A 19,941-nucleotide genomic window follows, 5' to 3' on the forward strand; every position below is an offset into this window, starting at 1 on the left:
GCCTCAAAGGAGATGATGTTGCCATGGCCGACAACCGCCTCATTCACTCATTCGCCAAGAACGCACTGGAAGAAATCCGCGTTTCCATCAACGTTTTTCGAGGCAAGGAATACATCGACATCCGCACCTACTACAAGGGTGACGATGGGGAGTTCCACCCCTCCAAGAAGGGAGTAACCCTGTCCCCGGAACTTCTTCCCGACCTCATGGAAGCCGTGCGGAAGCTTGAGGAAGCCCTCGAGGAATAGATGTCCGAAACCCCTTCCCCCAAGACCCAATTTACGTGGTGTATCAAAGAAGAACGCTTTCTGCCCCTGCTGCGTTGCCTGGTTTGTAAGACCCCGTGCGATCAAGCGCGGCGGGGGAACCCCGACGACGTGGGGGCGGCGGCGGACGCCCTTGTGGAAGCAGGACGGATCAAGGAGTATTTCGTCATGACGGCAAAGGCACGATCCCAGGAAAAAACCCCGGAAAGCGCTCCCCGGTTTTTCTTTCTCGAAAACGGTTCCCTGCGGGAGCTCAAGAGCGATGAATACAGCCGCACCACGGTCTACGAGGCCATCGGGTCCTACGGCGTGGAACGGCGCTTCGTCCGTCCGGAAGAAAAGAACGACATTCTTTACGAGGGGAAGAAACCTCCCAAGAAGACCGTTCCGCTTTTGGTTCTGAAAGACGGCGGGGAGGTGATCCTTTCCGACTGGAAGGAGCTGGAAGCGGAGCCGGAAAGACTGGCGGCAGTCCAAGAGGTGGTGGTGGCCCGCCCGGTCAAGCAGGTCTTCGTTCTGAAGGCGCTGTGAAGCCGGGCCGTTCCATAGGCTGCAACGATCGGATCCGGCCCCTCCCATCGGTCTTTCCTCTTGAGCAGGAAGGAGACCCGGCGTATGGTAAAGGCAGGTCAGATGTCATGTCTCATTGCCTTTCCCGTTCACAAGGAGGAGACCGATGGCAAACTTTCTTTTCGTTCTGAGCCGCGACGAAAATGACGCGGCGACCCGTTGTTTCCAGTTCGCCAAGATCGCCCATTCCCAGGGCCACAAGGTGGACATCTTCCTCATCGATTCGGGAGTGGTCTGGGCGGACACGACGCGCGACTACTCCGTCAAGACCACCACGGGCGACTGCGTCAACGACTACCTGCCCTACCTGGTGGAAAACGAAGTTCCCATCTACGTCTGAATTCCCTGTGCCAAGGCTCGTCAGGTTGACGAGGCCAAGTTCTATCCCAACATGGCCCTGGAGGGGGGACCGCTGCTCATAAGCCTGGCCGCGGAGGCTAAGGTCTTCAACTTCTAGGAGGCTTGTCCGAAAACGGCAGATTTGCGCCGTTCAACGCCCATTCGTCATCCCCACGAAAGCGGGGATCCAGAATTTCCAGTAAGTTATGGACTCCCGCTTGCGCGGGAGTGAGGGAAGGCGCAGTTTTCGGACAGGCTTCTACGGAGGCTTGTCCGAAAACGCCGGTAATAACCGCTTTTCCCGTAGCGCAGCCCTTTTGGGGCTGCGGAAGAATCCCCACACGTTGCATGGGCCATGGCGTATTTCCTGTCACTTCATGGGGTTACGATGGCCCTTTCCGCGGGGCTGAAGCCCCGCGGCTACGATGAGAAGGGGAGTTTCCCGGCCTCCTGAACCGGAAAAACATTCTCGGACAAGCTCCCAGGGCCCCCGACCGCTAACGCCTCCCCTTGTGGGATCGTGCTTTCGTTTTCCCCTGTAGGGGCGAAGGATCCTGCGCCCCTACCGTCCCTCCGGAACGCCAAAAGCCCCATAAGACCGATTGGGCCGTCCTCCTCGCGAGGCCCGCTTTTTGCCTCCCGGAAGGACTGCGCTCCGGTAAAAAGAGCTCTGGCGCAAGGCGGGTGCTTTGCGCTATCTTTTTCGCGCAAAGCAGCTCCTTGAGCCAGCGGAGGAGATGACCCCAACGTGCCGGACCGGGAGGACCCATCCTGTCAGACGCCCTCATTCGATGCGAACATCTCGGGTTGACCCTGCCTGACGGCCGGGCCCTATTCCGGGACCTCTGCCTGGAGATCCACCCGGCGCAATGGATCCAGGTGCTCGGCCCGTCCGGCTGCGGCAAGACCACGCTCCTTCGCCTGCTGGTTGCCTTGGAGCGCCCCGAGGCCGGTGTGATCTTTTGGAACGGAACGCCTCTCACTCAGGTGCCCGGGCCCGTTCTCAGAAGTTCCGCCGTTTATGTGGCCCAGACCCCCGCCCTGGTCCCCGGATCGGTCCACCACAATCTCCTCCTGCCCTTCGGCCTCCGCGTCCACGCGACCCGCCCCCGACCTTCCCGGGAACAGATCCGAAGTCTCTTGGACAGGCTCGGCCTGGAAGACGTTCCGCTGGATCGCGGGGTCGAGGACCTGTCCGCCGGCCAGCGCCATCGCCTGGCCCTGCTCCGAGCCCTGCTGATCGAACCACGGGTCCTGTTGCTGGATGAGCCCATGACCGCCCTGGATCGGGATAGTCAGAGAAAGGTGGAGGTCGTTCTGGAAGAGTTCCGAAAGTCCAATGGAACGAGCCTGGTCCTGGTCAGCCACCAGGAGGCGGTGCACCGATCACCCGACGTGGTCTTTCGGCTGCAGGACGGCCGCCTGATTTCCATGGGAGGGGCTTGACATGGAACAGACGATCCCTCACATCAGCAACCTACAGCTGCTGGGAGCCCTGGGATTCGTGGCGCTGGGGGGAGCCGCTTCCCTTTATCACGGCCTTCGCCTGGAAAGGGACCTGCTGTGGGGAAGCGCCCGCACCTTCGTCCAGCTCTTCGTCATGGGCTACGTCCTGACCGTGATCTTCGGCCTCCGGCACCCGGCACCCGTTCTCGCCTTCTTCCTCCTCATGATCGGCGCGGCTGCCTGGATCATCCGCAACCGCGTCTCGGAAAGGGCCGTCTCCTTTTTCGCCCCCACCCTGGCTTCCATGGTGGTGAGTTATCTCGTCATCACGTTTGTGGTCACGGCCTTCGTAGTGGGCGTTCAACCCTGGTGGACCCCCCGATTTCTCCTTCCCCTGGGGGGCATGGTGATCGGCAATTCCATGAACGCCGTGGCCATCGCCTTGGAGCGGCTTTTCGGCGAGCTGAGAAGCCGGCGGGCCCAGGTGGAGATGATGCTCAGCCTGGGGGCGGACTACAGGGAAGCCAGTGCAGACATGGTGCGGGTGGCCGTGAAAGCCGGCATGATTCCTTCCATCAACGCCATGATGGGGGTGGGCATTGTCTTTATCCCCGGCATGATGACGGGACAGATCCTGGCCGGAGCCGACCCGCTGGTGGCCATCCGCTACCAGATCGTGGTGATGCTCATGCTGGTGGGGTCCACCACGCTGGGAACGCTGCTGGTGGTCTGGCTGGTACGCAAACGTTGTTTCGGCACCAAAGACGAACTGCTTCTTTAAGGGCGGCCTGAAGATTCATTCAGCCAATCCTGGGCGGGATCGCCGCGGCGTCGGGTCGGTTTTCGCCTTTCAGGCGGCGTCCCGCTGTGCGTCTTTGCCCCCGGCAAGCGAAGCTTCCTTCCGGGAAAAGAGGCGGTGCACGTTCAACAGAATGCGGACGCCGTCCCCGTCCTTGGCCATGCCGGCGATGTATTCCAGGGGCGCCCCCAGCCCGTAGGCAGGCACGTCCTCGATCTGCCCCGCCTTGATGTTTTCCACGTGAGAGACGCTGTCCACCACGATCCCCATATGCAGGATGCGGTCGGCCTGGGGGGTTTCCAGGATGACGATGCAGGTCCGATCGTGGTACGCCAGCTCAGGAAGGCCGAATTTGAGGCGCAGATCCACCACCGGAATGACCTTGCCCCGGAGGTTCACCACACCCTTCACCGCCCGGGGTGTTTCCGGCACCGACCGGATGGGCATCATGCCCACGATTTCCTTGACCGACAACACGTCCACCCCGTAGGCCTGGTCCATGAGATGGAAGATCAAGTACTGACCTTCCCGGTCCAGGTTCGCCTTGTTGGAAAGGGCCCCCCGGCTTTCCAGGACCTTCACCTTCTCCCGCGCAAAAGCGGCGGCATCATGGAGGATGGAACGACGGATGATGCCTCCCGCCTCCCGGCAGGCTTTTTCGGCAAACCGCAGATCCAGCAGCCGGTTCAGGTCCACCCGCGTGCCCAAGCCCATGCGATCCGCCATGTAATCCTGGATCTTGGCAAAATCGTCGGACACGGGCAGCAGATCGTCGGTCTTGATCCCCGTGGGGTCGGTGAGCACGTTCTTGAGGATGGCTTTCTTGAGACCCAGGGTGCCTTGAGGGTCCAGGAATTCCACACCGATCTCCGCGGCCGTGTCCGGGTTGGCGCTGATGAACTTGCCCGCCTGCACCAGCAGGCTCACCAGTTCCTGGACGGCTTCCGGATGTTGTTCGATGATTTCATCCCGGACGGCCACCACGCAACAGGGGTGGTTTTCCCAGATCTCCCCCGAAAGAAACAGCTCATCGGCGATGCCCCCGGCGATGGCCTTGGTCCCGATGGGTTCCGCCACCATGAAACCGCCCGCACCTTCCTGTCCGGACAGGAATTCCGGCATGCGAACCGGTGGAGCCACCTCAAAGATCACATCGCAGGCCTTGTTTCCGGCGGTTCCGGGATGGAGTCCCAAGCCCTGCAGGAACATGTGGGACAGGATGTGGTGAATGGACAGTTCATGGGGAATGTAGAAGGTCTTTCCTTTGAGAAGAGCCTTGACAGGGTGCCCGGGCGCCTTCTTGCGGACAGCGATGCTGCCGTTCTTGTGGGCCAGCAGCACGATCCGCAGCGGCACCCCGTACCCGAAGAGGTCCATGGCGATGGGACCCAGGATGAAGGCCGCATCGATTTCGCCGTCGGCCAGGGCCTTCTGAACGGGATTCCAGCTGGACATGCACTGGGTCTGCAATTCGAAGTGGCGAGGCGTCTGTTTTCCACTCTCGATGAAATGCTTGAGAACGCCCAGAGTAAGATGGTCGGTGATCTGGATATGGGCGATCTTGAGCCGCAGTTTTCCGGACGGGGCCACCTCCGGCTCCCGCATCCGGGAAGCGGCCCGCCCGGCCAGGGTCTTGCCGGCCAGGGTGTCTTTTATGGCGGCCTGGAGCTCCTGGGGGGCGAAGGGCTTGGTGATCACACTATTGGCGCCGGCTTCTGCCGCTTCCATCCGCTCCTTCATCTGGGCCCGGCCCGTGGCCATGATGAAGGGAAGATCCCGGTAGGCATCCTGCGAACGAAGGTATCGCACCAGCTCGAGCCCGCCCATGCCGGGCATGTTCCAGTCGCTGATCACCAAGGTCACTTGGGGATTCTGTTCCAACATCCGGACGGCCTGTTGCCCGTCTTCGGCTTCCAGGATGTTCGTATAGCCGATGGAATTCAGGACCTTGATCTCCATCTTTCTCGTGATGGCGGAATCTTCCACCAGAAGGATCACCATTTCGGGGGCCGTTGTCATCGTCTTTTCCTCGCAGCTCCGCATATGCTCAATGTGACGCGTCTTCCCATCGAAACCGTACACGACCGGACCATTCCAGATCGCAGGTTTACCTTCAAGACAATCGGCTTTTCACGGGAAAAACTTGAGCAAAACCCGTTGGGCGGGGGGAGTGTTCGCCGCGGGATCCGGAAGGCACCGTCCCTTCATCCTTCCAGTACCGCGGCCAGTTTGCGGCTCAACTGCGCCATGGAGAAGGGCTTGGGGAGAAAGGCAAGGCCCCCGCGATCCGGAGCCTCACCGGCTTCAATCTTTTCGGGGTATCCCGACATGTAGAGTACTTTCAGTTCAGGCCACTTTTTTCGCAGGATGCCGAACAGATCCTTCCCGGTCATCTCTGGAAGCACCATGTCCGTGAGGAGCGCCGCGGGAGGTTCCCGAAGGGCCTCGACCCGTTGCAGGGCGTGGCTCGGGGAGGCCGCCTCCAGGACATGGTAGCCCAGGGACTGGAGCATGGAATAGGTCAATTCGCGAACCATGTCGTCATCCTCCACCAACAGGATCGTCTCTCCCTTTCCGCGCACCACCGGCGGGCTCTCCGCATCGTCTGGTTCCCTGTAGGCGGCCGTTCCTTCCAGCTGAGGCAAATAGATTTCGAAAGCACTTCCCATGCCCGGAATCGACGTGGCCAGAATCCGCCCCTCATGCTGCTCCACGATGCCGTATACGGTGGAGAGGCCCAGACCGGTTCCCTTCCCTTCCGCCTTGGTGGTGAAGAAGGGTTCGAAAATCCTTTCCAGCGTCCTCCTGTCCATGCCCGTGCCGGTATCGGCCACGGTCAACACCGCATACCGGCCCGGAGCCAGGTCGGGCGCGGGGATTTCCGACTCCTCCAAAAACTCCCGGGATTCCAGCTGAACGGCCAATGTACCCCCGGAAGGCATGGCGTCCTGGGCGTTGACGACAAGATTGACGAGCACCTGCTCCATCTGCCTCACATCGGCCTTGACCACCACCGGCTCCTGGGGCAGGCTCATTTGAATCTCGATGTTTTCACGGATCGTGCGCCGCAGCATGGCCTGCAAATCTTCCAGCGCGGCTCTCAGGTCCACCGGGCGCATATCCAGGACCTGCCTCCGGCTGAAGGCCAGGAGTTTCCCGATGAGATCCTTGGCCTTCAGGGCGGCGTCCCTGATGGAGCGGGCATAGGTGGTGCAAAGCTCCGCCTCTTGGACGACGGAGGTCAGCATTTCGGCATAGCCCAGAATGGGGGTCAGTAAGTTATTGAAATCATGTGCGATACCTCCCGCCAACCTGCCCACCGATTCCATCTTTTGAGCCTGGCGCAGCTGCTCTTCCAAAGCGCGGCGCTCCCTTTCGGCACGCAGGCGTTCGCGGATGTCCCGGGCACTGATGTAGATGACGCGATGCCCGTTCAGGTCAAAGGGGCTGGCGCTGATTTCCACGGGAACGGCTTCCCCGGAGCGCGTCGTGAGCCGGGCCTGGACGAAGATCGGACCCGAGGCCTCGGCAGACTCAAGGTTCCGGACCCACTCTTCCAGCCGCTGATCGCCCGCCCACAAGTGGGTCCACGGCCGGCCGATCAATTCCCCCCTTGCGATCTCCAGGAGCTTCGACGCCGCTTGGTTCGCATCCATGATGCAGCCGTCGGCTCGGCGAACCACGAAAAAGGCGTCGCCAGCCACTTCAAACAGGGTTCGGTATTGTTTCAGGGACTCATCCAGGCGCCTCCGAGCTTCGACCCTGCCGTAGGCGTTTCCCATCTGAGCGGCCACGCTCTCGAGAAAGCGTTGATTTTCCCTTGAGATGTCCGTTCCGGACCGGGACGCCACATACAGACAACCCACCACGCGATGCTCATAACGAATGGGGACCACGGCAGCGGCCTGCAGGCCTTCCGCCTGTGCGACACCTGCTCCGGGCACATCCAGCCTCTCATGGGCCGCGTAGCAAGCCCCACCCGCCTGAACCAGACGGCACATGGCACGGACCCCGTCGGGGGACTGCATCGCTTGAGCCACCGGCGCGGGCAGCCCCACCTGGTGGATCATGACCAACCGTTCGGGCTCCTCTTTCAGGAAGAAGACGGCCCCACAGTCCAATCCGGTCACGTGGACGACGGCATCCAGGATCAGACCGAGCCCTTCCTCCATTCGTGTGATGGTGGCCAAGGCGGCCCCGATCCAACTCTGGACGAGGAGTTTCTCCTGGCTGAGTTTGAGTTGCGTGATGTCGGTATGGGTGCCGATCATGACCAGGGCCGTGCCGTCAGCGTCTCGCTTCACCGCCTTGCCGCGGCCCAGGATCCACTTCCAGTCGCCGTGCTTGGTGCGCATGCGGAATTCCACCTCGAAGTGGGGCACCTCGTTTTCGATGCACCGACGGTTCACCTCCAGAGCCCGCTCCCGGTCCTCCGGATGCACATGCTCGATCCAGGCCCCCACCACATCTCCGAACTCGGACACCTCATATCCCAGCATCTGGGCATAGGCGGGGCTGTAATAGACCTTGCCCGTCCGCACGTCCCATTCCCAGATGCCGTCCCGGGCGGCTTCCATGGCCTGGCGGAAGCGCTCTTCGCTCCTGCGAAATGCCTCCTCGGTCTCCTTCTTTTCCGTGATGTCCGAAACAACGTGAATGATTCCGGTGAGTCTGCCTTCTTCGTCCAAGAGAGGATGCGAGTCGGCCAGAAACCATCGACTTCCCATCCGGAACTCCCGCCGCTCCCGGGTGAGAGATCTCTTGGCGCACACGGTGGGGCAATCCCGAACGGGCTTGGTGCTCTTGTGGATCACTTCCCAGCAGGGGCGGCCGAGAGCGTCTTCCCGCACGCCGAACATCTCCTGCGCGGCCCGATTGCAGGAAAGGATACAACCCTCCGGATCCAGGACCATGACGGCATCCTGGAGTGCATCAAAGGTCACATCCCACTGGGGGCCTTTGTCCATGTCAGCACCCTCCACGGCAGCATTGCAACACGCACTTTTTTCTAACGGACTTTCGGCAAAAGTGGAAGCCGCGGGACAAAATGCACAAGATTCCGCGGGGGGCCGCATCAGTACGGATCGGACGGGCTTTCGGCCGCCCGGTCCACGTCCAGGCGCTCCACGCGCACTCCTTCCCGGGGATCGGGCGACGGCCGCAGGGTGAAGATCCGGTCGGCGTGTTCGCGGAAAAGATCCACGCTGTGGTGGCTGATCACCAGCACCTGGAAGCCCAGCTTGTGGGCGATGGTGTGGACGATGGCCATGAGGCGCGGGACCAGGTCCGGCCGCAGCCAGCAGTCCTGTTCGTCCAGAACGACAAAGCGCCGGTGTTCCCGTTCGTCCAGCTGGGAAAGGGCGATGAAGCGAAGCCCCACCGAAAGCACGTTGCAGACGGACCCTCCCTGGCCCCGGAGGATGTCCTCGGGCTGCCCGGCCCGCTCGATCCCGAAGCGGATCTGCACCTTACCGCGCTGCACCTGGCGGGATGTCACCACCCGCAGGTCCTGGCCCAGGATGTCCTGGAGGGCGTAGGTGAGGTTCCGCTCCACCTCGTCCAGGATGTCCCCGAAAAGGGCGGTGGAAAGCGTTTCCAGGCGCTGGGCCACCCGCGGCTGGATCTGCAGGAATGCTTCCACCTGCCGGAGTCTTTCTTCCAGCCGGGAGCGCTCCTCGGCGAGCGCCTTCGCCTGCCACTGCAGGGCGGCCAGCCGGTCGCGGACGGGCTTGGGCGAAGGAAGCGTCGTCCTTTCCGCGGAAGCTTCCCCTTTTTCAGGCATCGCCGGCCTCCCCGGGCATTTGGATCTGTTCCAGCGATTCCTGAATGGATCGGATGTGCTCCTGGTAAGCGGCCACCTTTTCCTCGTTTTCCGCCCGCCACCTTTCCAGGAGGGCCCGGAGTTTCTCCGGATCGCTGGTGCCGTATTCAGCTTCCGCCTGCCGCTCCAGCTCCTTCAACTGCCTTTCCAGGTTCTGGAGCGTCGTGTCGGTCTCGATCTTCTTCCTGTGGAGTTCTTCGTACTCCTTTCGAAGGCTTTCCAGGCGTTCCTGGACCCGGCGGTCCTCGGCGGGGACGTCCTGATTGGCCCTTTGGCTATTCTTCGCGGACACGGTCCATCACCTCCTTGTACAGGTCCCAGATGATCTGATCCACGGGATCGTCCGAATTTAGATTGGCTTCCAGGAAGGCCTTGAGGCCCACGCCTTCGGTGGTCTTCCGAAGGGCCAGGTTTTCCAGGCCGCGGATGAAAAGGGACTCGTCCATCTCCCAGGCCTCTCCGGCACCGTCGTCCTCCAGCGCCGGAAAGACCTCATGGAAGGGCCGGAAAGGCACCTCCACGCGCTCCAGTTCTCCGCTTTCGGCCCACCAGAGGGTCACCCCGGGACGGACGGTACGGGTGACGGTGCTCCTGGAAATGCGAACCAGGCTTCCCGGGTTGAGCCACAAGGTGGCCCCGCGGCGCTGGGGCGGCTTGGGCGTGTGGATGTGGCCGTTCACCACCAGATCCACGCCGGGGATTTCCGTGAGGGCGATCCTTCCGGCCTCGTAGTCGGGGAACTGCAGATTGTGGTGGGCGATCCAGACCACGAAGTCGTGGTCGTCACGATCCACCCTCTTGGGCAGAGGAGTCCAATCCGGGGACGCTCCGAGAAGAACCTTCCGTCCCCCCATGGTCAGGGAGGCCGCCTCCCCGGGCTCGCTCAGGAGTCGCACCACCCCGGCGGCTTCCAGCACGGCCAGGGACACGTCCCGGGTGTAGCGGGCCTGGTATTTGTCGTGGTTTCCCACCAGCACCCACGGCCGGGCGGGGCGGAAAAGATCCATGAGGTCCACCAGGAGCTCGTTGGGATTGTCCCGGGGCACGTGGAAAAGGTCCCCCAGGATGACGGGAAGGAGTCGCCGCTCCCGGGCCAGGTCCAGGCAGAAGGCCAGTTTGCCCAGCACGGTTTGCCGGTAGTCGTCCAGGCGGTGGCCCGGAGGCGACGCCGAAACGTGGGGATCTCCGATAAAAAGAAGGCCCTTGCAGGCGTCAGGATCGTGCATGGTCGGTCCCTCCGGCCGGTCCGCCCGGCACCGCTTCGGTGAGGAAATGATCCACGTCCATGGGCTGGCGGCAGAAGGGACACAGGCCCGCCTGGTCGATCAGTCGGCGGATTTCGTCGCGGGCGGCCGAAAGAGCCTGATCCAACCGGCGGCTGCGGTCTTCCAATCGGCGTCGTTCCTTCCGGCCGGCTTCCAGCTGGGCGCACACCCGATCCAGTGCGGCCACCGGGGTGAGTTCGGGCGGTCGTGCCAGGCGGGCCAAGTGCTTGGCCCTCCGGGCCGCCGTATCCCGAGCCTCTCGGGCCCGGCGAAGCTCCGTGATCGTTCGCGCCAGCCCTTCCGAGGACTCCAGAGGCGGGAGGGCGGTAAGGGTGGAAAGGGTGTTGGAAGCCCGGCGCACCTTGGCCAGGCCCTCCAGGAGGCGTGCCATTTCCCGCAGCTTGCCTTCCAGGGCGTCCGTCTTCTTCAGTTCGGGGGGCCCCTCAAGGGCTTGCAAAGCCTCCCGGCGTACGCCATATTTCCGGATCCGCTCCAACACGTCGTTCAATCGGCTCCGGATGCGTTCCAGACCCGCCGTTTCCCGGATGACGGGGGGAGCCCCCGTGCCGCCCAGGATCTTCGCCCTCTCTCGGTGGACAAAAAGCATGCGCCGGGTGTGGGATAGGGCTCCCATCAGGCGCTCCAGCCCCGGGGTGTCCCGCAAGAAAGGAGGCGGCGTCAGAGCTTCAAGAACATCCCGGTCGCTTCGGGTGCGGGAAAGGAGCCGGCCCGTCTTTTCAACGGCCAGGATCAGCCGACCTAGGGGTTCCGTGTCCGAAAGTCGGGGCGGGGCCTCCAGGCGGGCCAGTTCCTCCCGCTTCCGGCGCCACGCCCTCTGTTGCCCCAACGCCCGCTCCAGGGACCGGATGAGGCCCTCCACGGCCGGAATCGCCCTCTGGAGTCCTTGAATCTCCTCGTAAAGAGCTTCCGCATCCTCCAGTGACCGGCACAGTCGGGGCAGATCGCCAAACCGTTCCAGCTCCTTTTCCGTTCGGGCCAAAGCCGCTTGGAGCTCCCTCCTGTCCCGCTGGGCCATGTCTGTTCGCGTCTTCAATTCCTGCTGCATCTGCAGCAGATACTCTGCCTCGGTGGACGCGGCGAAGAAGGCGGCCGCCTGCGACCCCGTCTGGTCCAGGAGAAAGATGGGCGTCTTCTGATTGCCGATGTGGATGTCGATGGGACCCGATTCCGTTTCCAGGCTCCCGATGCGGAGGGCCGCCTGTACGTCTTCCGGAACGGCACGTCCGAACTTGGCGTAGGTCTCTTCACGGCCTGAACCGTCGCCGATCTTGTAGACGGCTGAGCCGCTCGTTCTTTCCCACTGCACGTAGCTGCCGTCGTCCAGATCCAGGCGGACTACGGCCCTGGGCGCTTCATGCCGGATCAGTTCCTTGGACGGAGGGTTTTCGGCCACGCACCGGAGGGCCTCCACCACGGCGCTCTTTCCCGTGTTGTTGGGCCCCGTGAGGACATTCACGCCGGGGTGGAGCTCCAGTTCCGTTTTTCCATGGGCCATGAAATTTTCGATCACGATGCGCCGGATCATTTCCCGCTCCACTTTCCGGGGAAATTCATCCCCGAACAGCCTCTCGGATCGGCTTTTCGGCTCATATGCGCCGCAACCCGCCCTCGATCCTCCCAGTTCCGTGGGGGTAAAGCCAAGGTTACCGACAAATCCCACCGGCCGCAAGGAAGCATCCACCGGATCCCTTTCTTGACACCATTCATGCCATGCCCGATATTAAATCAAAAACGTATGCGAACGCACGTCCGGCAATAATTACAAACAATTACGAGACATTGCACATGCTCATCACAGGATCCCTTCCAAATTTCGGTCAAAAGCGGGGAAACCACATCGCGCCAGGTAATTTTCAAGGAAGCAGACACGGTATGAGAACTTTTTCCGAAGTTATTGAGAAATGCCCTGATACGGGCTTGTATGTTGGGTATGTGCCGGGCTTCCCAGGCGCCCACACGCAAGCGGAAAGTCTGGATGAACTTCGGAGAAACCTTCGCGAAGTGATCGATATGTTTGAAGACGGAGAACCCGTGAGCCCACATCCAGAACGATAGTTGAAAGCACGTTGTTCACGCGAAAGCCGCCCCGGCTCAAGCGCGGAGCGGGAATCCAAGCTTTCCGGCAACTTACGGACTCCCGCCTGCGCGGGAGTGACGGTTTGCGGAGTTCTCGGAAGGACGGACAGACCACCTCACCATGGCGTGGGACCCGTTTCCCCGGAAGTCACGGCCCGGGCCGGCGGCCCCTACAGGAGCCGGAGGCCCAGGCGGGATCCGTGGACGTAGGCGCGGATGAGAAGAGGCCTGACGGGGGACGGATAGCCGTCGAAGAAGGCCAGATCCGCCAGGCGGGTGTAGGTTTCCTCCATCCGGTCGGCCGTCCAGGCGATGCGCCGTCCGTCCACCAGGGCCTCCAGCCGATGGCGCCCGAAAAGAAGCCGACCCGCGCGAGCGCCCCGCGCCAGGGTTTCGGCCACCCGATCTTCCAGAAGGCGCCGAAGCTTTTCCGCTTCCGCCTTCGGCAGGGCTTGCTTGGGGACGGGAAAGGGCTCGATCCAGGGAAGGGTCTTTTCCACGCGCTCCAGGACGCAGTCTTCGGCCGACACGAAGCACACGGGCACGCCGTGCTCGCCCAGCACCCCGGCGAACAGTTCCACTTCCGTCACGGGACGGCCGTTGATGCGCACCCACCGGATCTTCTTGTGAAAGATGTGCGGGCTGAAGCTCCCTTTTTGGTCCGGCGCCGCGTGCCAGCCGATGAAGACCGCCATGTCGGCCTCGGGAAGTTTTCCGATGAGCCGGATCGGCTTCAGATGCTGGCCCCGCACACAGCGCACCCCGGGCGGCAGTTCCTCCGGCAGGATGTTGTAGCCGGGCCCGTGCATGTCCCGCACCCAGACCCTTCGGGCACCGGCCCGCAGGGCCCCTTGGGCCGCCGCCCGTACGTCCGCCGTGATGGCGTGGCGCGCCGCCTTCCAGGCGGCCGTTCCCGGCTTGCACTGCTCCTTTTCGCAGATTTCGATCCCACCTTCGATATCCGCCATGATGAGTACCGATTTCACAGGAATCTTCCCCTCCTCTCCATCCGACAGTGGCACACACTTGACGCCGCGCATCGCGCAACGTTTTCCTGAACGGAATTATGGCCGGGCACCCTCCGCGTGGCTTCGGGGCTCATTCGTGCGACCAAGAGGTCAAGCTCGGCGGGCGGGGATAAACCCCGCCCCTACTCCAAAGGCCCCATCGGCTCTTGCAGGGGCGGACTTCATGCCCGCCCCGCGTCCATCCCGCGGCCGTCTCGTCAGGCCCGCGGCGCCTTCGCCGTTTTGATGCACTGGGTCATGGCCAGCGAAAACAGGCTTAACACCGCCCCGCCCACGAACGGGATGCGATAGTCCACCATCCACAGAAGGCCTCCCAGCGCCGGGATCACCACGGCGGCGATGTGGTTGATGGTGAACCCCACGGCCATGCTGGGAGCAATGTCTTGGGGGTCCGCCATCTTTTGAAAGTAGGTGCGAATGGCGATGGCGAAATTGAAGAAGATATGATCGATCACGTAGAGGGCCCCCGCCACCAGGGGATCCCTCGTGAGGGCATACCCGATGAAGACCGCCGTGATGGCGGCGTATTCCACACTGAGCACCTTGCGTTCGCCGTAGCGCGCGACGGCCCGTCCGATGGCGGGGCTGAGCATCGTGTTGATGACGTTGTTGATCACGAACAGGACCGTGACCGCCTGAAGACTGTAGTGGAACTTCTTGACCAGGAGAAACACAGCGAAGGCCACAAAGATCTGACGGCGGGCGCCCGAAAGGAACGTGAGGGCGTAGAAAAGCCAATACCGCCTGCGGAAGACCATCTCTTTTCGCTGCGGAACCAGGTTCCGGTCCGACGGATCCTGGGCCAGGGCCCACAGGGACCCCAAGGCCAGAAGCCCGCCCCAGATGAGGAACTGAGTCCGGTAGGACAGGAAGGAAGCGGCAACGAAGATGGCAGCTCCCACGGCGATGTTGGTGGCGGCCGCAGCCGCCCGAAGCTTGCCGAAGACCACCGGAGCCCGGGCCTTGTCGAAGTACTGGAGCGTGAGGGACTGGTTCAGGGTCTCGTAGTAGTGGAAACCGAAGGACATGAGAAGCGTCGTGCCCACCACGCCCCAAAAAGAGCGGAAAAAGCCCGTCAATCCCACCCCGATTCCCATGACGAGGATGGACAGGGCCGCCAGCCGGTGCTCGGAAAGAACAAGGAGGAGATAGACCACCAGAAGGGACAGAAATCCCGGGACTTCCCGCAGCGACTGCACCCATCCCATCTGATCGCCTTCCAGATGCGCCGCCTCCACGGCGAAGTTGTTGATGAGGGTGCGCCAGGACTGCAGGCCCGTGGCCGAAAGCACGGTCAGCACCAGCAGGTAGATGTACATGCGGCGATTGTCCACGGAACCTTCCACGGCCTGCTCCACTCCCTCGGGAACCTCAACACGAACACGAAAAAGAACCTATACTTGCCCCCGGGGGCCCTGTAAACTGGTACTGGGAATTTTCTTCGAATGCGCAGCCGAAAGGAGGTGGCGTCCCCATGGGTCGGGCTCTGGATTGGCTCCGCCAGGCGGAAAACGACATTCTGTGGGCCGAACATTCCCTGCAGGGCGGCTTTTACGCCCAGACATGTTTCATCTCCCAGCAGGCGGGCGAAAAGGCCCTCAAGGCCCTCTGCTTCCACAAGGGTTTCGAAATCATCAAAACCCATTCCCTGTATCAGATCGTCACGGCTCTCAAGATCGACGGGGAGCTTCTGGAACGCGCCAAGGAACTGGACATCTATCACGTATCGGGACGATACCCGGACGCCTTTCCGGCCGGAGCTCCTTTTGAGCTCTTGTCGGCAAAGCAGGCTGAAGCCGCACTGGAGTCGGCCCGGTTCATCCTGGCCTGGGTCCAACGGGAGATGCCGGCCCATGAGTGATTCGGAGATCCTCGTCCGCACCCGCCCGCCCGTGAGTGTGCTGGACTTCACGGTGGAGGAGATCGTGGAGCGGCTCCGCCGGGCCCTGGAAGGCCGCGGCGTTCGGGAAGCCTACATCTTCGGATCCGTCGCTGCCGGCCGGCCCCATGCCTGGTCGGACGTGGATCTCATCCTCGTCACGCCCTCACAGGATCCCTTCATCGAACGTCCCCGCCGGTTCTGGGACCTGCTGGATCTCGGCATCCCACTGGATATTCTCGTCTATACGCCGGAAGAGTTCGCCCGGCTCTGGAACGAAAAGACGGGCTTCTGGCGCACCGTCCGGGAAAACCACATCCGGATCCTGTGAGCCCCTCCATCGCGAAAGTTCATGACGACGAAGGACGAAACGCGCCTTTGAGAACCAGTGACCTGTAGGGGCGAATGATCATTCGCCCCTACAGGCCGCGGGCACGGCAGGCACAAAGCCTGTTTCACCTCGACCCGGACCCATGGCGGCTTGCGCCGCTCCCACAAGAGACCAAAGCCAAGGTTGCTTTCACAACAAGGTGTCTTGCTCCCTCGTTATCGCTCATGATCCCTTCTTTGCGCCTTTGCGAGAGACCTTTTTCGGCTCCCACCAAGCCGCTATTTTCCTTCACACCAATAGCTTGCCGGAGATCGCCTACCGGCGGTGGCAGGCCACCCGGCGGCCGGGGCCCACTTCCTTCAAAGGAGGAATCTCTCGGCTGCAGACGTCCTCCCGCTCCGGGCAGCGGGGGTGAAAGGGACAGCCGGAAGGAGGCCGGATGGGGCTCGGCACGTCCCCTTCCAGGAGGATCCGCCGCTTTTCCCGGGCCGCCCGGGGGTCCGGCACGGGCGCGGCGGAAAGGAGCGCCCGGGAATAGGGATGGAGGGGATCTTGGAAGAAGGCGGCCTTGGGCCCGATTTCCACCAGGCGGCCCAGGTACATGACCCCGATGCGGTGGGCCATGTGCTCCACCACGCTCAGGTCGTGGGAAATGAAAAGATAGGTCAGTTCCAGATCCTCCTGCAGCTCCTCCAGCAGGTTGATCACCTGCGCCTGGATGGAGACGTCCAGGGCAGAGACGGGCTCGTCGGCCACCACGAAGACGGGGTTCAGGGCGAGCGCCCGGGCGATGACGATCCGCTGGCGCTGGCCGCCGGAAAATTCGTGGGGGTAGCGTTCCGCGTGTTCGGGCCGAAGGCCCACGCGCTCCAGAAGCCAGGCCACCCGCTCCCGGCGTTCCGCCGGCGTGCCGATCTTGTGAATGACCAGGGGTTCCTCAACGAGACGACCGATCTTTTTCCGGGGATTGAGCGCCGAATAGGGATCCTGGTAGATGATCTGGGCCCGGCGCCGGAATCGGAAGACCTCCCGGGCGTCCGAGGCCACCAGGTCCCGGCCTTCGAAAAGGACCGAACCCCGGGTGGGCTCTTCGATCCGAAGCAGCAACCGGCCCAGGGTGGACTTGCCGCATCCGCTTTCCCCCACCAGGGCGAAGACCTCCCGGCGGGCGATCCGGAAACTCACCCCGTCCACGGCCCGCACCACCCCCGCGCGGGCCCCGAATCCGGAGCTCCGGACTGGATAATGCTTTACCAGGTTTCGGGCCTCGCAGATCACGTCCTTCATGAATGCTCCACCGGATGCCAGCAGCGTACGCGATGCCCTTCCGAGACGGCCGTCCAGGGCGGGGGCTCCTGAAAGCAGGGTCCCTCGGCGCGCGGGCAGCGTTCCTGGAAGGCGCAGCCGGGCGGGAGGCGGTCCAGGCTCGGCACCGTGCCGGGAATGGGCGTAAGCTTCCCGCGTTTCCCCCCGATCCTGGGAAGCGAGGCGAAAAGCCCCACCGTGTAGGGATGGGAAGGAACGTCGAACAGTTCCTCCACGTCCGCCTCTTCCACCGCCTTTCCGGCGTACATGACCACCACACGCCGGCACGTTTCCGCCACCACCCCCAGGTCGTGGGTGATGAGCAGCACGGCCATGCCGAATTCCTCCTTGAGCCGCCCCATGAGATCCAGGATCTGGGCCTGAATGGTCACATCCAGCGCCGTGGTGGGTTCATCGGCGATGAGGATCCTGGGCCGGCAGGCCAGCGCCATGGCGATCATGGCCCGCTGCCGCATCCCCCCCGACATCTGGTGCGGATAGTCGTCCACGCGAGATTCCGGGTCGGGAATGCCTACCAGGGAGAGCATGCGGACCGCCTCCCGCCGGGCTTCGTCCTTTTCGAGGCCTCTGTGCTTCTTAAGGACTTCCCGAATCTGAAACCCCACGGTGTAAACCGGATTGAGCGACGTCATGGGTTCCTGGAAGATCATGGAAATCTCGTTTCCGCGGATCCTTCGCATGGCACTTTCCGGAAGGGAAACGAGGTCGACGCCGTCGTAGAGGATCCGGCCCGAGGCGATCCGCCCCTGCTTCCTGGGCAGGAGCCTCAGGATGGAAAGGGCCGTGACGCTCTTCCCGCACCCGCTTTCCCCCACAATCCCCAGGGTCTCGCCGTGGTCCAGGCGAAGATCCACCCCGTCCACGGCCCGCACCACGCCGCGCCGGGTCCGGAATTCGGTGCAAAGCCTCTGGACTTCCAGAAGAGCGGCCATCATCGGGACCTCAGGGACGGATCGAGCACGTCGCGCAATCCGTCGCCGAACAGATTGAATCCCAGCACCAGCAACAGGATGGCTAATCCCGGAAACCCGGCCACGTGAGGCGCCATCTGGATGTACTGACGGCCCTCGCTGAGCATGGCGCCCCATTCGGGTTGGGGCGGCTGGGCTCCGAGCCCCAGGAAACCGAGGGCCGCCGCCTGCAGCACAGCGGTTCCCATGCCCAGGGTGGCGTAGACGATGATGGGCGCAAAGGTGTTGGGCAGGATGTGCAGGAGGATCACGCGGGCGTGACTTCCCCCCAGGTGGCGGATGGCCTGCACGAAGAGCTGCTGTTTGAGGGACAGGACGTTGGATCGGACGATGCGGGCGTAATGGGGGATGTAGACGATCCCCACGGCGATCATGGTGTTGGGAAGGCTCGGGCCCAGGATGGCCGTGATGAAGATGGCCAACAAGACGGCCGGGAATGCAAGCAGCACATCCATCACCCGCATGATGATGCTGTCCAGCGGATCGCCGAAATAACCTGCCAGCAGTCCCAGGACCGTTCCGGGAACGAGGGAGATGGTCACGGAGATGATTCCGATCAAAAGGGAGAGGCGACTTCCGTGGATGACCCGGCTCAAAATGTCCCGGCCCAGGCTGTCGGTGCCGAAAAGGTGTTGGGCGCTGGGCGGCTGGAGCCTGTCCAGGGGGGCGGGCACCAGGGGATCGTAAGGGGCCAGGGCGGGTCCCGCCAGGGCCACCGCCACGATGCCCGCGATGAGGCACAAGCCCAGGGCGGCCGTTCGATTGCGCAAGAGGTCGGTGAACAGCTCCAGCCTATTCATGGATGCGAATCCTCGGGTCCAGAACCACGTAGACCAGGTCCACCAGCAGGTTGATGAGGGTCATGATCACGGCGAAGATGAGAATGCAGCCCTGCACCGCGGCGTAGTCCCGCCCCATGAGGGAATCCACCACGTAGCGGCCCAAGCCGGGCCAGGAGAAGATGGTTTCCGTCAGGACCGCTCCGCTGAGCAGCAGCCCCAGGTTGAGGCCCAACACGGTCACCACGGGAAGCATGGCGTTCCGCAGCCCGTGGCGGAGGATCACCACCCATTCGTCCATGCCCTTGGCCCGGGCGGTGCGCACGTAGTCCTGATCCAGAACCTCCAGCATGCTGGAACGGGTGATCCGGGCCACCACGGCCATGGGGATGGTGGCCAGGGTAAAGGCGGGAAGGATCAGGTGGTGCAGGCCGTCCCAGAGCACGTCCGGGCGGAAGGACAGCAGGGCGTCCACCAGCACCAGCCCGGTCACGACGGGAATGTCCAGGCCCATGCTGAGCCGTCCCATCATGGGAAAGAGGGGGTATTTCACCGACAGGAGATAGATGAGCATGAGGCCCAGCCAGAAGATGGGCATGGAGACCCCCACCAGGGCGAGGAACATGGTGAGGTAGTCCCACACGGAATACTGCCGGACGGCGGAAACCACCCCCGCGCCCACCCCGAAGAGGGTGGCGATGACCATGGCCGCCAGGGACAGTTCCACGGTGGCGATGAGTCGCGGGGCGATCTCCTGGAACACGGGGGCCCCGGTGCGGATGGACACCCCCATGTCCCCCTGCAGAGCGGATTTCACGTAAACCCAGTACTGGACCGCCAGGGAGCGGTCCAGTCCCAGCTTATGACGCAGTTGTTCCAGTTCGGCCGGCGTGGCGTACTCACCCAAAAGCAGCTGGGCGGGATCGCCCGGGATCAGGCGCAACATGAGAAAGACGAGCACCGATACCCCGAACAAGATGACGGCCAGCTGCAGGAGCCGCCTTCCCACGTAGCGCCACGGCAT

At 62.9% G+C, this 19,941-nt stretch carries 20 protein-coding genes; 8 read left to right on the plus strand and 12 right to left on the minus strand.

Annotated features, from left to right (window positions below):
* The first annotated feature begins 23 nt into the window (after window positions 1-23).
* From BUB04_RS06195 to BUB04_RS06220, 5 genes are all read left to right on the plus strand, one after another.
* Window positions 24-248: a transcriptional coactivator p15/PC4 family protein gene (locus BUB04_RS06195; RefSeq protein WP_073037976.1), complete on the plus strand. Its 225-nt coding sequence runs from the start codon at window positions 24-26 to the stop codon at window positions 246-248.
* Window positions 249-797 carry a hypothetical protein gene (locus BUB04_RS06200; protein ID WP_073037978.1) on the plus strand — a complete coding sequence of 183 codons (549 nt, stop codon included), beginning with the start codon at window positions 249-251 and terminating at the stop codon, window positions 795-797.
* Window positions 798-942: 145 nt separating this feature from the next.
* Window positions 943-1,176, plus strand: coding sequence for a DsrE family protein (locus BUB04_RS06205; protein WP_218588382.1), 234 nt, complete (start codon window positions 943-945; stop codon window positions 1,174-1,176).
* Between the two features lie 806 nt (window positions 1,177-1,982).
* On the plus strand, window positions 1,983-2,621 hold the full coding sequence (locus BUB04_RS06215) for an ABC transporter ATP-binding protein (protein ID WP_084076251.1): 639 nt from the start codon (window positions 1,983-1,985) through the stop codon (window positions 2,619-2,621).
* 1 nt (window position 2,622) lies between these two features.
* Window positions 2,623-3,402, plus strand: coding sequence for an ABC transporter permease (locus tag BUB04_RS06220; RefSeq protein ID WP_073037984.1), 780 nt, complete (start codon window positions 2,623-2,625; stop codon window positions 3,400-3,402).
* Window positions 3,403-3,471: 69 nt separating this feature from the next.
* On the opposite strand, the gene BUB04_RS06225 is transcribed toward BUB04_RS06220, so the two are convergent.
* The 6 genes from BUB04_RS06225 to BUB04_RS06250 form a co-directional block, all read right to left on the minus strand.
* Entirely contained in the window at window positions 3,472-5,439 is a 1,968-nt protein-coding gene (locus tag BUB04_RS06225) for a chemotaxis protein CheW (RefSeq protein WP_073037986.1), read from the minus strand.
* A gap of 185 nt (window positions 5,440-5,624) precedes the next feature.
* Window positions 5,625-8,387 (minus strand): PAS domain S-box protein, encoded by a 2,763-nt coding sequence (locus tag BUB04_RS06230; RefSeq protein ID WP_073037988.1) that lies wholly within the window; start codon window positions 8,385-8,387, stop codon window positions 5,625-5,627.
* Window positions 8,388-8,494: 107 nt separating this feature from the next.
* Window positions 8,495-9,202: an ATPase involved in DNA repair-like protein gene (locus BUB04_RS06235; protein ID WP_073037990.1), complete on the minus strand. Its 708-nt coding sequence runs from the start codon at window positions 9,200-9,202 to the stop codon at window positions 8,495-8,497.
* The gene (locus tag BUB04_RS06240; RefSeq protein ID WP_073037992.1) at window positions 9,195-9,533 is read right to left on the minus strand and encodes a hypothetical protein; all 339 of its coding nucleotides are present in this window, start codon (window positions 9,531-9,533) and stop codon (window positions 9,195-9,197) included. Before BUB04_RS06240 ends, BUB04_RS06235 begins: the two co-directional genes overlap by 8 nt.
* Window positions 9,517-10,467, minus strand: coding sequence for a metallophosphoesterase family protein (locus BUB04_RS06245; protein WP_073037994.1), 951 nt, complete (start codon window positions 10,465-10,467; stop codon window positions 9,517-9,519). Before BUB04_RS06245 ends, BUB04_RS06240 begins: the two co-directional genes overlap by 17 nt.
* Window positions 10,454-12,052: an ATP-binding protein gene (locus tag BUB04_RS06250; protein WP_143156380.1), complete on the minus strand. Its 1,599-nt coding sequence runs from the start codon at window positions 12,050-12,052 to the stop codon at window positions 10,454-10,456. Before BUB04_RS06250 ends, BUB04_RS06245 begins: the two co-directional genes overlap by 14 nt.
* 347 nt (window positions 12,053-12,399) lie before the next feature.
* Here BUB04_RS06250 and BUB04_RS20255 point away from each other — a divergent pair, with 347 nt between their 5' ends.
* Window positions 12,400-12,582, plus strand: a complete 183-nt coding sequence (locus BUB04_RS20255; protein WP_073037998.1) for a type II toxin-antitoxin system HicB family antitoxin — start codon at window positions 12,400-12,402, stop codon at window positions 12,580-12,582.
* Between the two features lie 191 nt (window positions 12,583-12,773).
* Here the strand turns inward: BUB04_RS20255 and BUB04_RS06260 are convergent, their stop codons facing one another.
* Window positions 12,774-13,589, minus strand: coding sequence for a M55 family metallopeptidase (locus BUB04_RS06260; protein WP_178371922.1), 816 nt, complete (start codon window positions 13,587-13,589; stop codon window positions 12,774-12,776).
* A 239-nt stretch (window positions 13,590-13,828) separates the two neighbouring features.
* On the minus strand, window positions 13,829-14,977 hold the full coding sequence (locus tag BUB04_RS06265; protein WP_218588383.1) for an MFS transporter: 1,149 nt from the start codon (window positions 14,975-14,977) through the stop codon (window positions 13,829-13,831).
* A 128-nt stretch (window positions 14,978-15,105) separates the two neighbouring features.
* Between BUB04_RS06265 and BUB04_RS06270 the strand changes: the two genes are divergently transcribed.
* Both BUB04_RS06270 and BUB04_RS06275 read left to right on the plus strand, forming a co-directional pair.
* Window positions 15,106-15,492: a HEPN domain-containing protein gene (locus tag BUB04_RS06270; protein WP_073038002.1), complete on the plus strand. Its 387-nt coding sequence runs from the start codon at window positions 15,106-15,108 to the stop codon at window positions 15,490-15,492.
* Entirely contained in the window at window positions 15,485-15,841 is a 357-nt protein-coding gene (locus BUB04_RS06275; RefSeq protein WP_073038004.1) for a nucleotidyltransferase domain-containing protein, read from the plus strand. The genes BUB04_RS06270 and BUB04_RS06275 overlap by 8 nt, the downstream gene beginning before the upstream one ends.
* A gap of 315 nt (window positions 15,842-16,156) precedes the next feature.
* On the opposite strand, the gene BUB04_RS06280 is transcribed toward BUB04_RS06275, so the two are convergent.
* The 4 genes from BUB04_RS06280 to BUB04_RS06295 are packed head-to-tail and all read right to left on the minus strand — an operon-like array spanning window position 16,157 to window position 19,941.
* Window positions 16,157-17,128 (minus strand): ABC transporter ATP-binding protein, encoded by a 972-nt coding sequence (locus BUB04_RS06280; protein ID WP_073038007.1) that lies wholly within the window; start codon window positions 17,126-17,128, stop codon window positions 16,157-16,159.
* A complete protein-coding gene (locus tag BUB04_RS06285) occupies window positions 17,125-18,099 on the minus strand; it encodes an ABC transporter ATP-binding protein (protein WP_073038113.1) in 975 nt (324 codons plus the stop codon). Before BUB04_RS06285 ends, BUB04_RS06280 begins: the two co-directional genes overlap by 4 nt.
* Entirely contained in the window at window positions 18,099-18,938 is an 840-nt protein-coding gene (locus BUB04_RS06290) for an ABC transporter permease (RefSeq protein WP_073038009.1), read from the minus strand. Before BUB04_RS06290 ends, BUB04_RS06285 begins: the two co-directional genes overlap by 1 nt.
* Complete coding sequence (locus BUB04_RS06295) at window positions 18,931-19,941, minus strand: ABC transporter permease (RefSeq protein WP_073038011.1); 1,011 nt, start codon at window positions 19,939-19,941, stop codon at window positions 18,931-18,933. The genes BUB04_RS06290 and BUB04_RS06295 overlap by 8 nt, the downstream gene beginning before the upstream one ends.

Source organism: Desulfacinum infernum DSM 9756, assembly GCF_900129305.1.
Lineage (GTDB): Bacteria > Desulfobacterota > Syntrophobacteria > Syntrophobacterales > DSM-9756 > Desulfacinum > Desulfacinum infernum.

Coding starts and splice junctions, on each gene's coding strand:
- BUB04_RS06275 (WP_073038004.1), top strand. CDS start 15,485: ATGAGTGATTCGGAGATCCTCGTCCGCACCCGCCCGCCCGTGAGTGTG.
- BUB04_RS06235 (WP_073037990.1), bottom strand. CDS start 9,202: ATGCCTGAAAAAGGGGAAGCTTCCGCGGAAAGGACGACGCTTCCTTCG.
- BUB04_RS06270 (WP_073038002.1), top strand. CDS start 15,106: ATGGGTCGGGCTCTGGATTGGCTCCGCCAGGCGGAAAACGACATTCTG.
- BUB04_RS06280 (WP_073038007.1), bottom strand. CDS start 17,128: ATGAAGGACGTGATCTGCGAGGCCCGAAACCTGGTAAAGCATTATCCA.
- BUB04_RS06230 (WP_073037988.1), bottom strand. CDS start 8,387: ATGGACAAAGGCCCCCAGTGGGATGTGACCTTTGATGCACTCCAGGAT.
- BUB04_RS06205 (WP_218588382.1), top strand. CDS start 943: ATGGCAAACTTTCTTTTCGTTCTGAGCCGCGACGAAAATGACGCGGCG.
- BUB04_RS06290 (WP_073038009.1), bottom strand. CDS start 18,938: ATGAATAGGCTGGAGCTGTTCACCGACCTCTTGCGCAATCGAACGGCC.
- BUB04_RS06220 (WP_073037984.1), top strand. CDS start 2,623: ATGGAACAGACGATCCCTCACATCAGCAACCTACAGCTGCTGGGAGCC.
- BUB04_RS06225 (WP_073037986.1), bottom strand. CDS start 5,439: ATGACAACGGCCCCCGAAATGGTGATCCTTCTGGTGGAAGATTCCGCC.
- BUB04_RS06195 (WP_073037976.1), top strand. CDS start 24: ATGGCCGACAACCGCCTCATTCACTCATTCGCCAAGAACGCACTGGAA.
- BUB04_RS20255 (WP_073037998.1), top strand. CDS start 12,400: ATGAGAACTTTTTCCGAAGTTATTGAGAAATGCCCTGATACGGGCTTG.
- BUB04_RS06200 (WP_073037978.1), top strand. CDS start 249: ATGTCCGAAACCCCTTCCCCCAAGACCCAATTTACGTGGTGTATCAAA.
- BUB04_RS06295 (WP_073038011.1), bottom strand. CDS start 19,941: ATGCCGTGGCGCTACGTGGGAAGGCGGCTCCTGCAGCTGGCCGTCATC.
- BUB04_RS06245 (WP_073037994.1), bottom strand. CDS start 10,467: ATGCACGATCCTGACGCCTGCAAGGGCCTTCTTTTTATCGGAGATCCC.
- BUB04_RS06285 (WP_073038113.1), bottom strand. CDS start 18,099: ATGGCCGCTCTTCTGGAAGTCCAGAGGCTTTGCACCGAATTCCGGACC.
- BUB04_RS06250 (WP_143156380.1), bottom strand. CDS start 12,052: ATGATCCGGCGCATCGTGATCGAAAATTTCATGGCCCATGGAAAAACG.